The sequence below is a fragment of the Caballeronia humi genome (assembly GCF_001544475.1).
Classification (GTDB): domain Bacteria; phylum Pseudomonadota; class Gammaproteobacteria; order Burkholderiales; family Burkholderiaceae; genus Caballeronia; species Caballeronia humi.
Genome location: NZ_FCNW02000016.1, coordinates 64,583 through 78,537 on the forward strand (window position 1 = coordinate 64,583; position 13,955 = coordinate 78,537).

Below are 13,955 nucleotides of genomic sequence, written 5' to 3' on the forward strand. Positions count from 1 at the left end.
GTTCAGACATCGGCGGGAGCGCGCGCGACGGCCCGCGCGAGCACCGCGTTCAACAGCACGTTCGCGCCATACGCCACGTCTTCGGGCAGCGCGTCTTCGGCTTCGTTGTGCGACAGGCCGTCGACGCACGGGATGAACACCATCGCGGTCGGCACGTGACGCGCGAGGTGGATCGCGTCGTGGCCCGCGCCGCTCACGATGCGCTCGTGCGGGTAGCCGAGGTCCGTCACGGCTTGCTGGACCAGTGCGACGCAATCCGCATCGAAGGGCGTCGCGGGGCTTGTCCAGTAGGCGTCGATTTCAACGTCCAGCCCGCGCGCCTTCGCGATTTCGCCGAACGCGGCGCGCATGTCGCGCTCCATCGCGTCGATTTGCGCGTCGTCGGGATGACGCAGATCGACTGTGAACGACACGCGTCCGGCAATCGTATTGCGCGACGAGTTCGGAATCGCGACCTGCCCGATCGTCACGAGCCCTTGCGGCGCGAAACGCTCCGCGATCGCTTCGAGCCTTAGCGCCATCTCCGCGCTCGCGAACAACGCGTCCCGGCGATACGGCATCGGTGTGGTGCCCGCGTGCGCGGCGACGCCGGTCACGGCGACGTCGAGCCAGCGGATCGCCTGCCCGCCCGTGACGACGCCGATCGGCTTGCCGTGGCTCTCCAGCACCGGTCCCTGTTCGATATGCGCTTCGAAGTAGGCATCGACCGGCTGGCCGGTTGCCTGGCGCTCGCCCGCGTAGCCGCTTTGCCTGAGCGCATCGCGTAACGTGATGCCGTCCGCATCCTTTGTGTCGAGCGCCGTCTGCAACGGCGTCGCGCCGACGAACACCGCCGAGCCGAGCATCGCCGGCGTGAAGCGCGCGCCTTCCTCGTTGGTCCACGAGACGATTTCGAGCGGCTTCTCCGTGACGATGCCGTGATCGTTCAGCGTGCGCACGAGTTCGAGCGCGGCAAGCACGCCGTAGACGCCGTCGAAGCGCCCACCTTCGGGCTGCGTATCGAGGTGGCTGCCGATCAGCACGGGCTTCTGAGTCTTGTCCAACCCTTCGCGCCGCGCGAACAGGTTGCCCACTTCGTCGACGCTGACCGCCATCTCCGCCTCGCGGCACCATTTCGCGAATAGATCGCGGCCGCGGCGGTCGTCATCGGTGAGTGCGAGGCGGCGCACGCCACCCTTTTCCGTCGCGCCGACTTGCGCCATTTCCATCAGGCTCGCCCACAGACGCGGGCCATTCACTTGCAACATGTCTTTCGATCCTCGTAACGGAAAAGGTCAGCGCGACGGCACGGCGTCGAGCGCATCGGCGCGGCGGTGCTTGAGCGCATCAAGCGCGACGATGCACACGAGCGACAGGCCAGCCAGGCACGTATAGAACACCGCGAGCGGCCACCACTGCCCAGTGAATTTATGCGCGAGATACGTGCCGACGAGCGGCGTCAAACCACCGGCGATCGCGCCGCACACCTGATACGACAGCGAAATAGCCGAGTAGCGCACGCGCGTCGGGAAGACGCCCGACACGAAGCCCGCGATCACCGAATAGAAGCTCGACATGCAGATCACCGCGAGCGCGATGCCGACGATCATCGACATCCGGTCGCCGCTTTGCACGAAGATGAACATCGGGTACGGCGAGATCATCGCGCAGGTCGCAGCGAGCTTGAGGAAGCGCGCGCCGCCGAGTTTCTCCGCGAGATACGCGGCGAGCGGCTGCGACAGGAACTGGATGATCGCGACCACGAACAGGCAATCGAGGATCATCGATTTCGTCACGCCGACGTACTGCGTCGTGTATGAAATCATGAACGTGTTGGTGAAATAGACGCCCGCGATGCCGATCGTGTTCGCGCCGATGCACAGCGCCACGAGCGTGCCCGAGTTGCGGAACACCTCGGCGATCGGCAGCTCGACGGTGCGCTTCATCTGCTTCTCGCGCTCGAACTCGGGCGACTCGTTCACGCCGAGCCGGATGAAGATGCCGACGATCAGCAGCACCGCGCTCGCGAGAAACGGCAGGCGCCAGCCCCACGCGATGAAGTCGGCGTGCTCCATCGACGTCACCGCACGGAACGCGACGAGCGACAGGATCAGGCCCGCCGGGCTGCCGAGCTGCGCGAACGACGCGAAGAACGTGCGGCGGCCTTCCGGCGCGTGTTCGCCCGCCATCAGCACCGCGCCGCCCCACTCGCCGCCGACCGCGATACCCTGCACCACGCGCAGGAGCACGAGCAGCACGGGCGCAAGCAAACCCACCTTCGTGTAGCTCGGCAACAGCCCGACACACACGGTCGCGACGCCCATCATCATCAGCGTGGTCATCAGCGCTTTCTTGCGGCCGATCTTGTCGCCAAGATGCCCGAACACGATGCCGCCGAGCGGCCGCGCGAAAAAGCCGACGGCGAACGTCGCGAACGATGCCATCGTGCTCACGAACGGATCGTGCGACGGAAAGTACAGCTCGCCAAAGACGAGCGCGGCGGCGGTCGCGTAGATGTAGAAGTCGTACCACTCGATCATCGTGCCGATGAACGCCGCGGCGGCGGCGCGCACCGGCTGGCGGGTTGTTTGCTGGGATGGACTCACCGGATGGCTCCTGTCGTTGATCGGGCGCGCGGCTTTGTTTGAATCGCGCAGAGTGAGGGTTTTATCGCCAGCCATAAAACATTAGTCAAATTTCGGTTTATTATCTTCCGTATAATTTTTGCTAATGTCGAGGGCAAAACGATGACCCAGCTCCGCGTCGATGTTGCGCGCTTTCTGAACGACCGGCTCGACTGGAACCTGTTGCGCACGTTCCTCGTGATCATGCAGGAGCGCAGTGTGAGCCGCGCCGCCGCCCGTTTGCACCTGACGCAGCCGGCCGTGAGTCAGGCGTTGAAGCGTCTCGAAGACACGCTCGGGCGCAATCTGATCCAGCGGCGCGGGCCGCATTTCGAGCCGACGCGCGCGGGTGAGGAGGTGTATCGGATTGCGAGCGATATCTACGGTCATATGTCGCGGCTCGAAACCGAACTCGACGACAAGACCGATGACATCACCGGTTCAATTCGGCTACTCACCGTGAGCCGCATCGATTCGGCCGTGTACGACGAGTTTCTCGCGGAGTTTCACCGCACGTATCCGCGTATCGATTTGCATATCGAGGTGATGCGCTCGTCGGACATCATCTCGTCGCTATTGCAGAAGACCGCGACGGCGGGTCTTGGCCTGTGCCGCACGCCCGTCGACAAGCTCGAGCAGCGCTGTTTTTTGCGACAGCGGTACGCGATTTTCTGCGGGCGGCATCATCGGTTGTTCGGGCGCCAGGCGCTCACGATGGACGACCTGCTCACCGAGAATTTCGTGTCGTTCACGAGCGACCAGATCGGCGACAGCCTCTCGCCGCTCACCGTCTTTCGCGATCAGCGCGGGTTCACGGGGCGGATCGTGGCGGCATCGCCGAGTCTGGATGAAGTGCGGCGGCTGATCTTTGCGGGGTTCGGGATCGGTTGCTTGCCGGAGCACATCGTGCGCGATGACATCGCGCAGCAAAGGCTCTGGCGCCTGCCGCCGGAAGAAGGACTGGCCGACGTCGATATCCATCTGCTTTGGCATCGCGCGCGCAAGATGAACGCGGCCGAACAGGCGTTTCTAGACAGCATGGAGCGGACGATGCAGCGTTATTCGTTGCCGGAGCGGCTGGGGTCGCGGTGAGCTTAGAAGCCGCGCGACAACACCGCCGTCCCGACCGTCACGACACCCAGCACGAGATTCACGACGACGAGCCGCCGCACCGTGCCGACCGCGCGTGCGCCGTCGGGCCAGTTCTGCGCCTGCACGGCGCGACGGATACGCGGAAACACGGCGAAGCGGATATGTCCGAAGATCAGCATCATTACGATGCCGAGGCCCGCCATCGTGTGCAGCGGCCACGCGGCATGCGCACCGCCGTATTGCGTGAGCAGGAAACCGCCGGTGAGCAGGATCACGATGACGGACCCCGCGACCCAGTTGAAGAACCGCGCGAATACGGATTCCCAGAGCGGCAGGCGCGATTGCGGCGTGAGATCGCCGAGCGCCGGGCGCAGGCAGAAGTGCGCGAACACCATCCCGCCCAACCAGACGGCGACGCCGAGCAAATGCAGAAAGAGCGCCGCTTCGATGGCTTTGGTCATTGTGTTTCCGTGAATGAATCGGATGCCGGGGATGGGCGTTCGACTGGACCCGTCGGCACCAGTTCCGGCATCGGAAAAAGAAACGCCGCGCTGCGTTGTTACGCAGCGCGGCGTGATGAACACGAGATCAGCTTAGAACACCGGCCGCAGTTCGCTCACCTTGAGCGTAGCGTCGGGCGCGCGGCCCTTGCGCGCCCGCTTGCCGACGTGCAGTTCCAGCGACGACCCTGCGAGCTTCTCCTCGCGCGCCTTGCCGCCGCGTCCCGTGCCGATCAGCACGACGCCCTTCGGATCGATCGCGAGCGCCTGCTTGAGCGTCTCCTTCGGATCGAGCGCGATCAGAATGACCCCGCGTCCGCCGCCGGAGAGCGTCTTCATCTCGTCCATGCCGAACACGAGCAGCCGCCCGCCCGACGACAGACACGCGACCTGCGTCGCGCCCGGCACGACCGGCATCGGCGCGAGCGGCGCGGCGCCTTCGTCGATCGTCATGAACGACTTGCCCGCCTTCACGCGGCTCACCATGTCGCCGAGCCTGGCCATGAAGCCGAAGCCGTTGCTCGACGCGAGCAGCAACGGCTGGTCCACCGCCGCCGCGTAGTAATGCAGCAGATGCGAGCCCGATTCGAGCTCGATCAGCGACGTGACCGGCACGCCGTCGCCGCGTCCGCCCGGCAGCATCGCGACGGGCACGGAATAAACGCGCCCGTTGCTGCCCCACGCGATCAGCATGTCGGGCGTGCGCGCCTGGAACGCAGCATAAAGACCGTCGCCGGCCTTGAACTGGAAGCCCGCCGGATCGAGCCCGTGGCCCTTCAGCGCGCGCACCCAGCCCTTCTGCGACACGACCACCGTCACCGGTTCGTCGACCACGCGCGCTTCGAACGTCGCGCGCTTTTCCTGCTGGATCAGCGTGCGGCGATCGTCGCCGTATTGCTTCGCGTCGGCTTCGATTTCCTTGATGAGCAGACGCTTCATCGCCGCGTCACTGTTGAGCAATTCTTCGAGCTTCCCCTTTTCTTCGCGCAGCTCCTTCAGCTCCTGCTCGATCTTGATCGCCTCCAGCCGCGCAAGCTGCCGCAGACGGATGTCGAGGATGTCGTCGGCCTGACGCTCGGAGAGCCTGAACGCGTCCATCAGCGCCTGCTTCGGTTCGTCGGCCTCGCGGATGATGCGGATCACCTCGTCGATATTCAGGAAGACGATCATCCGCCCTTCGAGAATATGGATGCGGTCGTTCACTTTGCCCAGACGATGCTGCGTGCGCCGCGTCACCGTGACGAAGCGGAACCCGACCCACTCGTGCAGGATTTCGCTGATGCCCTTCTGACGCGGCCGGCCATCGGTGCCGATCATCACGAGGTTGATCGCCGCGTTCGATTCGAGGCTCGTATGCGCGAGCAGCGAATTGACGAACTCCGTCTGGTCGATGCGGCTCGACTTCGGCTCGAACACGAGACGCACGGGCGCGTCCTTGCCGGATTCGTCGCGCACGGTGTCGAGGAGCGCGAGCAGCGTCTGCTTCGTCTGCAACTGGTCGGGCGTGAGCGCCTTCTTGCCGAGCTTGATCTTCGGGTTGGTCAGTTCTTCGATTTCCTCGAGCACCTTCTGTCCCGACGCACTCGGCGGCAACTCGGTGATGACGAGCTGCCACTGGCCGCGCGCGAGGTCTTCGATCTTCCAGCGCGCGCGCACCTTCAGGCTGCCGCGCCCGATCTCATAGGCCGCCGCGATTTCCGCCTGCGACGAGATGATCTGCCCGCCGCCGGGAAAATCCGGCCCGGGGATGCGGTCCATCAGCGCGGCGTGGCTGATCTTCGGATCGCGGATCATCGCGACCGCCGCGCCCGCGACTTCGCGCAGGTTGTGCGACGGAATCTCCGTAGCCAAACCGACCGCAATGCCCGATGCGCCGTTGAGCAGCAGGAACGGCAGGCGCGCGGGCAGCAGCTTCGGCTCCTCGAACGAGCCGTCGTAGTTCGGCATGAAATCGACGGTGCCCTGATCGATTTCATCGAGCAGGAGTTTCGCGATCGGCGTGAGGCGCGCTTCGGTGTAGCGCATGGCCGCGGCGCCGTCGCCGTCGCGCGAGCCGAAGTTGCCCTGGCCGTCGATCAGCGGATAGCGCATCGAGAAGTCCTGCGCGAGACGCACGAGCGCGTCGTACGCCGACTGGTCGCCGTGCGGGTGATATTTGCCGAGCACGTCGCCGACGACGCGCGCCGACTTCACCGGCTTCGCCGTATTGGCGAGGCCCATTTCGTTCATCGCGAAAAGGATGCGGCGCTGCACGGGCTTTTGCCCGTCCGATACGTCGGGGAGCGCGCGGCCCTTGACCACGCTCACCGCATAGTCGAGGTAGGCGCGTTCCGCGTAGTCGCCGAGGGTCAGTTGCTCGCCTTCAGGCGCGGCTTCCTGGTCGGCGAAGAGATCGTCTGTGATTCCCATCGTGTTTCCGTGTTTTTTGCATTTCGCCATGCGGGCGATGGCGTGCTTCGGTTCGGCTTACGCGGCTAAATATCCGCCTCGACCTCGTTGCCCTTCTCTTCGAGCCAGCTTCTGCGCGAAGCGGCCTCGCCCTTGCCCATCAGCATCGTCATTCGCGTGACGGTGAGGTCGAACCCGAGATCACCGAGATGAACGGGCAAGAGACGCCGCGTATCCGGGTTCATCGTCGTGTCCCACAGTTGTTCCGCGCTCATCTCGCCCAGGCCCTTGAAGCGGCTGATGGTCCATTGCGTATCGCGCACGCCGTCCTTCTTGAGCTTGTCGAGGATCGCCACGAGTTCGCCTTCATCGAGCGCATACAGCTTCTGCGCTGGCTTCTTGCCGCGCGCGGGCGCATCGACGCGAAAAAGCGGCGGCCGTGCGACGCATACGTGAGAGCGCTCGATCAACTGCGGGAAATGCTTGAAGAAGAGCGTGAGCAGCAAGACCTGAATATGCGCGCCATCGACGTCCGCATCCGACAGAATGCAGATCTTCCCGTAGCGCAAATTCGACAGATCGATCTTGTCATCCGGACCATGCGGATCGACGCCGATCGCCACCGCGATGTCATGCACTTCGTTGTTCGCGAAGAGCCGGTCGCGCTCGGTTTCCCACGTGTTCAGCACCTTGCCGCGCAGCGGCAGAATCGCCTGGAACTCCTTGTCGCGGCCCATCTTCGCCGAGCCGCCCGCCGAATCGCCCTCGACGAGAAAAAGCTCGTTGCGCGCGATATCGGTCGATTCGCAGTCTGTCAGCTTGCCGGGCAGCACGGCGACGCCCGAACTCTTGCGCTTCTCGACCTTCTGCCCCGCGCGCGTGCGCGCCTGCGCCTGGCGGATCACGAGTTCCGCGAGCTTCTTGCCGTACTCGACGTGCTGGTTGAGCCACAGTTCGAGCGCGGGCCGCGTGAACGACGACACGAGTTTGACCGCGTCACGGCTGTTCAGGCGTTCCTTGATCTGCCCCTGGAACTGCGGATCGAGCACCTTCGCCGACAACACGAACGACACGCGTGCGAACACGTCTTCGGCCAGCAGCTTCACGCCCTTCGGCTGCAAATTGTGCAACTCGACGAAGCTCTTCACCGCCTGAAACAGACCGTCGCGCAGGCCGGATTCGTGCGTGCCACCGGCGGGCGTCGGGATCAGATTGACGTACGACTCGCGCAGCAACGGCCCTTCCTCGCTCCACGCGACGACCCACGTCGCGCCTTCGCCTTCGGCAAACGTCTCCTCATTGGAACGTGAGCTTTCGGCAAAGCGCTCGCCTTCGAAAAGCGGAATCAGCAGATCGCTGCCGCCCATGCCTTCGAGCAGATAGCCGCGCAGGCCGTCTTCGTACTTCCACGTTTGCCGCTCGCCGGTCTTTTCGTTGACGAGCATCACTTCGACGCCCGGCAGCAACACCGCTTTCGAGCGCAAAAGCCGCTGCAGTTCGCCGATCGGCAGGTTCGGGGAATCGAAATACTTCGGATTGGGCCACGCGGTCACGCGCGTGCCGGACTTCTTCTCGCCGCGCTCGCCCGCGCGCGTGACGAGCGGCTTGATGACGTCGCCGTTCGAGAAACCGATTTCGGCGAGCTTGCCCTCGCGCCAGACGGTGACGTCGAGCCGCGTGGAAAGCGCGTTCGTCACCGAGACGCCGACGCCGTGCAGGCCGCCCGAGAACGTGTAGGCGCCGCCGGCGGCCTTGTCGAACTTGCCGCCCGCGTGCAACCGCGTGAATACGATCTCGACGACCGGCACGCCTTCTTCCGGATGCAGGCCGAACGGAATGCCACGGCCGTCGTCTTCGACGGAAACCGAGTGGTCGTTATGCAGCGTGACGATGATCTGGCGACCGTGGCCACCGAGCGCTTCGTCGGAGGCGTTGTCGATGACTTCCTGAATGATGTGCAGCGGATTCTCGGTACGCGTGTACATGCCGGGCCGCTGCTTGACCGGCTCGAGGCCCTTCAGCACCTTGATCGATGCTTCGCTGTATCCGCTGCTTTTGCCGCTGTCGGGTTTTTTCGTGGACATGACTGAACGTGAGTCCGGTGTCCGGCGGTCTTTCCGCGTGGCTCGCCGAAAGGCGGCCGAATCACCGGCGAATGCGTGAACTTCGGGCAAGCCCGGCGTCAAACGCGCCAGGCTGCTTGGAGAATAGCGGTAATGCGATGCCCGTCAAAGGCAGGCATCGATGAAACGCGAGGTATTTTACTGTTTTCAAGATGACGGGCAATGCGCGGCCTGGGTCGCCGCCGCGCACGAGCGCCGCTTGTTCGCGCTTTACTTGCGCTTCGCTTCCAGTTCTTCCCAACGTTCCAGCGCGACGAGTAGCTCCTCGTCGATGGCCGCGTGCCGCTCGCTCAGGCGCGAGCCTTCCTTCGCGTCCTTCGCGTAGATCGAACCGTCTTCGAGTTGCGCCGAAATCGACTTTTGCTCGGCTTCGAGCGCGGCGATCTTCCCGGGCAGCGCGTCGAGTTCGCGCTGGTCCTTGAACGACAGCTTCACTGTGCGCTGCGCATTGCGGCCCGCCGCGCTGTCCTTCGGCGCGTCTTCCTTCGGCGCCGCTTCCTTCGCGCTCTGGCGCGCGGCGTCCTGCGCGATCTGTTCCGAACGTTCGCGCTGAATCTGCCAGTCGCTGAAGCCGCCGACATATTCGCGCCACTTTCCCGCCCCTTCCGCTGCGAACACCGACGTCACGACGTTGTCGAGAAACGCGCGGTCGTGGCTCACGAGCAGGACGGTGCCGTCATAGTCGGTGAGCAATTCTTCTAGCAGTTCGAGCGTGGGGATGTCGAGGTCGTTGGTCGGTTCGTCGAGCACGAGCACGTTCGCCGGCCGCGCAAAAAGCCGCGCGAGCAGGAGACGATTGCGCTCCCCGCCGGAGAGCGACTGCACCGGCGAGCGCGCGCGTTCAGGCGCGAACAGGAAGTCGCCGAGATAGCTCATCACGTGCTTCTTCACGCCGTTCACCTCGACCCACTCGCTGCCGGGGCTGATGGTGTCGGCGAGCGATTTGTCTAGATCGAGTTGCGCGCGCATCTGGTCGAAATACGCGACCTGAATGTTCGTGCCGCTGCGCACGCGGCCCGCGTCGGGCTGGATTTCGCCCAGTATCAGCTTGAGGAGCGTGGTCTTTCCCGCACCGTTCGGCCCGACGAAACCGATCTTGTCGCCGCGCATGACGGTAGCCGTGAAGTTGTCGACGATCGTGCGCTCGCCGTAGCGCTTCGTCACGTCCGTGAGTTCCGCGACGATCTTGCCCGACTTCTCGCCCTGCCCGACGTCGAGCCTGACGTTGCCCTGCACGTTGCGCCGCTCGGCGCGTTCATTGCGCATCTCGACGAGCCGCGCGATACGCCCGACGCTGCGCGTGCGCCGCGCTTCCACGCCCTTGCGAATCCACACTTCTTCTTGCGCGAGCAGCTTGTCGAACTTGGCCGCCTCGACCATCTCGACTTCGAGCTGCTGCGCCTTGCGCGTCTGATACGCGCTGAAATTGCCGGGATACGACAAAAGCCGCCCGCGATCCAGCTCGACGATGCGCGTCGCCACGCGATCCAGAAACGCGCGATCGTGCGTGATGAACAGGAGCCCTGTGCGCAGTGTGACGAGCAGGTCTTCGAGCCAGCGGATGCCGTCGAAATCGAGGTGGTTGGTCGGTTCGTCGAGCAGCAGCACGTCCGGCTGCACGACGAGCGCCCGCGCCAGCGCGACGCGCTTTTTCATGCCGCCCGAAAGCGAGCCCGAGCGGGCGTCGCCGTTCAGGCCGATCTGGTCGAGCGTGGTCGCGACCCGCGTGCGCCAGTTCCAGGCGTCGTGCAAGTCGAGCGACGATTGCAGCGTGTTCATGCGCGCGAGCAGCGCGTCGTGCGCGGCGCCCTCGGGCGTATCGGCGAGCGCGTGCACGACTTCCTCGTATTCGTCGAGGAGCGCGCGGGCGTCGGTCAGACCGGATGCGACGACCTCGAACACGGATGCGTCGAGATCGAATTCGGGTTCCTGCGGCACGTAGACCGTTGTCAGCTCGCTCTGGCGCGTGACGAGGCCGTCGTCGGGCTTCGTCAAGCCGGCGACGATCTTGAGCAGCGACGACTTGCCCGCGCCGTTGCGCCCGATCAACCCGACGCGTTCGCCCGCTTCGAGCGAGAAGTCGGCGTGATCGAGCAACGCGACGTGGCCGAACGCGAGTTGCGCGTCCGAGATGGAATAAAGCGACATGAGGGCAGCCGGAAAAGTGCGAAATCGGGAATCGGTCATTGTACCGGGGTTGCCCGCCGCGGCTCACGGCGTATGCCATCCGGACAAGTCTTGCGGCGGCGCGTGAAACGAAAAACGCGGCCGGAGCCGCGTTTTCGAGATAAAAGCCGTCGTGCTTACTTCACATGGACCTTGATCGTCTGGCTCATTTCCGGGCCATATGACTTATGCGCGCCGTCGCCGAATTGCAGCGTCAGCGTGTGGTCGCCGGGCGGCAGCTTGACGTCGGCTTCGGTCTGGCCTTTGCCGAAGTGGAGCGATTTGTCGTCGGCGGGGATCACGAGGCCCTTTTGCAGCGGGCCGCCGTCGATCAGCAGGTGGTGGTGGCCGGTGTTCTCGGTCGTCGTGCCCGCGGGCGCGATCTGCATGCCTTCGACGCCGAACTTCACGTGCACCGGGCTCGTCACGGTCGCGCCGTCCTTCGGCTCGACGAAAAACACGCGCGCGGGCGCCTGAGCCTGTACCGCCATCGCGACGAACAACGTGCCGGATAGCACTGCCCCCAGTATCTTGTTCAACATCGTTTTTCTCCTGTGTCGGGCAGAGCAGGCGCATGGGGCCAGAGCAGGCGCTTTAGCGCTGACCCTGGCCCCATGCGCCTGCTCTGGCCCCATGCAAGGTAGGTGCGTGAGCGAAGCGGCCAAAGCGTCTCAGACGCCAAGAGGCCGAAGCGCGGCCTTCTGCCGGCCGCTCCGGGGAGCATACACCGAGCTTGCGAAGCAGCCCATTCAGGACAAACGCCCGCTTGGCACATGAAAGCCGTCGTTTGCGAACGATTTTCACGATTCCGGTAATATGCCGGGTTTCCGCGCCGTATCGCAGCTTTGAGGGCCTTCGTGGCATGTGTGGCCTTCAGCATCGCGCTCGGCGGCAATCCGAGTAACGAAACAAATGAGTGCTGTCGTGAGTGAAGTTCTGGAATACAAAAGCTGGGTCTGCCTGATTTGCGGCTGGATTTATAACGAGGAAGACGGCCTGCCCGAAGATGGCCTCGCGCCGGGCACCCGCTTCGCCGATATCCCCGCCGACTGGCGCTGCCCGCTGTGCGACGTGGGCAAGGAAGATTTCGCGGCCGTCGAGTTCTGATTCGGCGGGATTTTGCCCCGCTGCCGGCGGGGGAGACACCGTTCAGCCCGCTACCGCGATCAACTCGCGGCTCCCGGCACCGACCGGCGAGCGATCCCAATCGCCATACCAGTCGATTGCGCTGAAGCCGGCCGTCGCGAGCAGCCCGGCGAGTTCGTCGCGGCTTCGAAAGCGAAGCTCGCTCGCCGCGACCCGCTCCTCTCCCGTCGATTCGAACCGGTACACCGTATCGAAGCGCACCACGCTCGTCGGCCGCGCCTCGCGCAGTTCGTTCCACACCTCAACGCGCCCCACTCCCTCCACGTCGATGCGTCGAAGCGACTCCGCCTTCGACCAGTCTTCCCACGCCCGCGCCGCCGGATTGCGGCTTTCGAACGCGAGCCGGCCGCCCTGCCGCAGCGCGTAACGGGCCGCCCGAAGTGTCTTGAGGAACGTGTCGTCGTCGAGGAAAATCTGCGCGACGTGGCCCGTCATCAGCACCCAATCGACCGGGCCCGCGAACGCGAGCGCCCCCGCGTCGCCTTCGATCCAGCGCACCGCGTCGCCGTGCGGACGCTTGCGCGCGATGCCCAGCATTTGCGCCGACGGATCGATCCCCGTTACCCGATGCCCCCGCTCCGCCAGCGCGCACGCGAGCAGTCCGGTGCCGCAGCCGAGATCCGCGATGCGCGCAGGCGCCCCGACTAACGACAGATAAAACTCGGTGTCGGCGGCTGCAGGATTGAGCGCGTCGTAGAGCGCGGCGAGGCGTGGATCGGTGTAAATCGTCGAGGACAAAGCGGCTCCTAACGGCTCAGATAGACAAGCGCTTCGCGCATTGGCTGGCTCGAAATCATGATCGGGCCGGTGAACGGTGTGTCGAGATCGAAGATCACGAGCACGGTGAGCGCGATCGAAAGCGCGCCGAGCGTGATCGTCACGATCGACAGCGCATTGCGCGGCGCAATCAGTCCGAAGCACAGGAAAATGATCATCAGCCAGCCGATGAGAATCCGGTCGAACGGATAGGAAATCGAGCCGTGCGCCTCTTCAATCAGTTTCCAGCGTTGCGCGATCAGCCGCTCGAAACGCTCCAGGTTCTCGGCGGCGAGCTTCGTATGAAACGAATCGTGCGGTGTCAGTTGACGCACCTGCAACTGGCCGCGCTGAAGCAGCGCGCCGAAGGCGGGATTGTCGAGGCTGTCGTTGTTGTTGCGCGCGCTGACCGTGTCGCGCGGGTAGTCGTCGCCCGGCGGCGGCGGTTCCTTCGGCCAGGTGCTCGCGATCGCGGCGGCCGTGTAGATGCGCAGGAGATGGCGGGTGTCGTCGGTTTCGGGGCCGTAGTCGCGCAGCGAATGATCGAGCTGGATGATCGACGAGGCGAACGTGCGGATGTCGGTGTTAGTGGTATCGAAGACCGTTTTCGCCGAGGCCGTCAAAAGCCCGAGCACGAGCGCCGCGAACGTGACCAGCATGCCGACAACGAGTTGCACGAGCTGCACGGTTTCCTGCGCTTTGTGCTCCTCGGGCAGCAACGGCCGAACGATCGCGCCGATGCCGGTGCTGGCGAGCAGAAGCACGAACACGAGCGCGGCGGATTCGATCTCGTTCATGAGCGAGCAATACGGATGGACGCGAAGGTCGCATTATCGGCGGAATGGGGGCGCGTGTGCGCTGGGGATGGGGCTTTGCTGGTCCCCCCGGCAGGTTCCAAGGGGACAAAGATCCCGCGAGAAACCCAAGTGTAGCAAGGGTTTGCGGGAGATGCCAGTGCGGTCTTCGGTGGTCTGTGGTACGGTGGCGTTCGAAAATGTGGTACGGTCTATGAGTGCTTACTCTGCTCTCCAGACAGTCCGGCCCCCAGTTGGGCCCGGTGGAACTGAGACTTAAAATTCTGGGTGGAAGTTAGCCCACAATTGGTCCGACACGCCGACTTTTTGATTTCGATTTCAGAGTGGCAATGGGGCACCTTGCGGGATTTCTCCGAAACTGGAGCC

Annotated in this window: 11 protein-coding genes; 2 read left to right on the forward strand and 9 right to left on the reverse strand. The window is 64.4% G+C overall.

Annotation, left to right across the window (positions count from 1 at the left end):
• Positions 1–2: 2 nt before the first annotated feature.
• Together AWB65_RS16615 and AWB65_RS16620 are read right to left on the reverse strand one after the other, a co-directional pair.
• A complete protein-coding gene (locus tag AWB65_RS16615) occupies positions 3–1,247 on the reverse strand; it encodes a Zn-dependent hydrolase (protein ID WP_087668205.1) in 1,245 nt (414 codons plus the stop codon).
• 27 nt (positions 1,248–1,274) lie between these two features.
• Positions 1,275–2,585 (reverse strand): MFS transporter, encoded by a 1,311-nt coding sequence (locus AWB65_RS16620; RefSeq protein WP_087668253.1) that lies wholly within the window; start codon positions 2,583–2,585, stop codon positions 1,275–1,277.
• A gap of 141 nt (positions 2,586–2,726) precedes the next feature.
• On the opposite strand from AWB65_RS16620, the gene AWB65_RS16625 reads away from it, so the two are divergent.
• A complete protein-coding gene (locus tag AWB65_RS16625; protein WP_087668206.1) occupies positions 2,727–3,695 on the forward strand; it encodes a LysR family transcriptional regulator in 969 nt (322 codons plus the stop codon).
• A gap of 2 nt (positions 3,696–3,697) precedes the next feature.
• On the opposite strand, the gene AWB65_RS16630 is transcribed toward AWB65_RS16625, so the two are convergent.
• The 5 genes from AWB65_RS16630 to AWB65_RS16650 all read right to left on the reverse strand — a co-directional run bounded on the left by AWB65_RS16630 (position 3,698) and on the right by AWB65_RS16650 (position 11,414).
• The gene (locus AWB65_RS16630) at positions 3,698–4,156 is read right to left on the reverse strand and encodes a CopD family protein (RefSeq protein WP_087668207.1); all 459 of its coding nucleotides are present in this window, start codon (positions 4,154–4,156) and stop codon (positions 3,698–3,700) included.
• A 132-nt stretch (positions 4,157–4,288) separates the two neighbouring features.
• Positions 4,289–6,604, reverse strand: a complete 2,316-nt coding sequence (gene parC, locus AWB65_RS16635; protein WP_087668208.1) for a DNA topoisomerase IV subunit A — start codon at positions 6,602–6,604, stop codon at positions 4,289–4,291.
• A gap of 65 nt (positions 6,605–6,669) precedes the next feature.
• Positions 6,670–8,667, reverse strand: coding sequence for a DNA topoisomerase IV subunit B (locus AWB65_RS16640; protein ID WP_087668209.1), 1,998 nt, complete (start codon positions 8,665–8,667; stop codon positions 6,670–6,672).
• Positions 8,668–8,916: 249 nt separating this feature from the next.
• On the reverse strand, positions 8,917–10,854 hold the full coding sequence (locus AWB65_RS16645; RefSeq protein WP_087668210.1) for an ATP-binding cassette domain-containing protein: 1,938 nt from the start codon (positions 10,852–10,854) through the stop codon (positions 8,917–8,919).
• Between the two features lie 155 nt (positions 10,855–11,009).
• Positions 11,010–11,414, reverse strand: a complete 405-nt coding sequence (locus AWB65_RS16650) for a DUF4399 domain-containing protein (protein WP_087668211.1) — start codon at positions 11,412–11,414, stop codon at positions 11,010–11,012.
• Positions 11,415–11,796: 382 nt separating this feature from the next.
• Between AWB65_RS16650 and AWB65_RS16655 the strand changes: the two genes are divergently transcribed.
• Positions 11,797–11,979: a rubredoxin gene (locus AWB65_RS16655; RefSeq protein WP_327358242.1), complete on the forward strand. Its 183-nt coding sequence runs from the start codon at positions 11,797–11,799 to the stop codon at positions 11,977–11,979.
• A gap of 42 nt (positions 11,980–12,021) precedes the next feature.
• Here AWB65_RS16655 and AWB65_RS16660 read toward each other — a convergent pair whose 3' ends face one another.
• Positions 12,022–12,756 carry a class I SAM-dependent methyltransferase gene (locus AWB65_RS16660; RefSeq protein WP_087668213.1) on the reverse strand — a complete coding sequence of 245 codons (735 nt, stop codon included), beginning with the start codon at positions 12,754–12,756 and terminating at the stop codon, positions 12,022–12,024.
• Between the two features lie 8 nt (positions 12,757–12,764).
• On the reverse strand, positions 12,765–13,571 hold the full coding sequence (locus tag AWB65_RS16665; protein ID WP_087668214.1) for a bestrophin-like domain: 807 nt from the start codon (positions 13,569–13,571) through the stop codon (positions 12,765–12,767).
• Between the last annotated feature and the right edge of the window lie 384 nt (positions 13,572–13,955).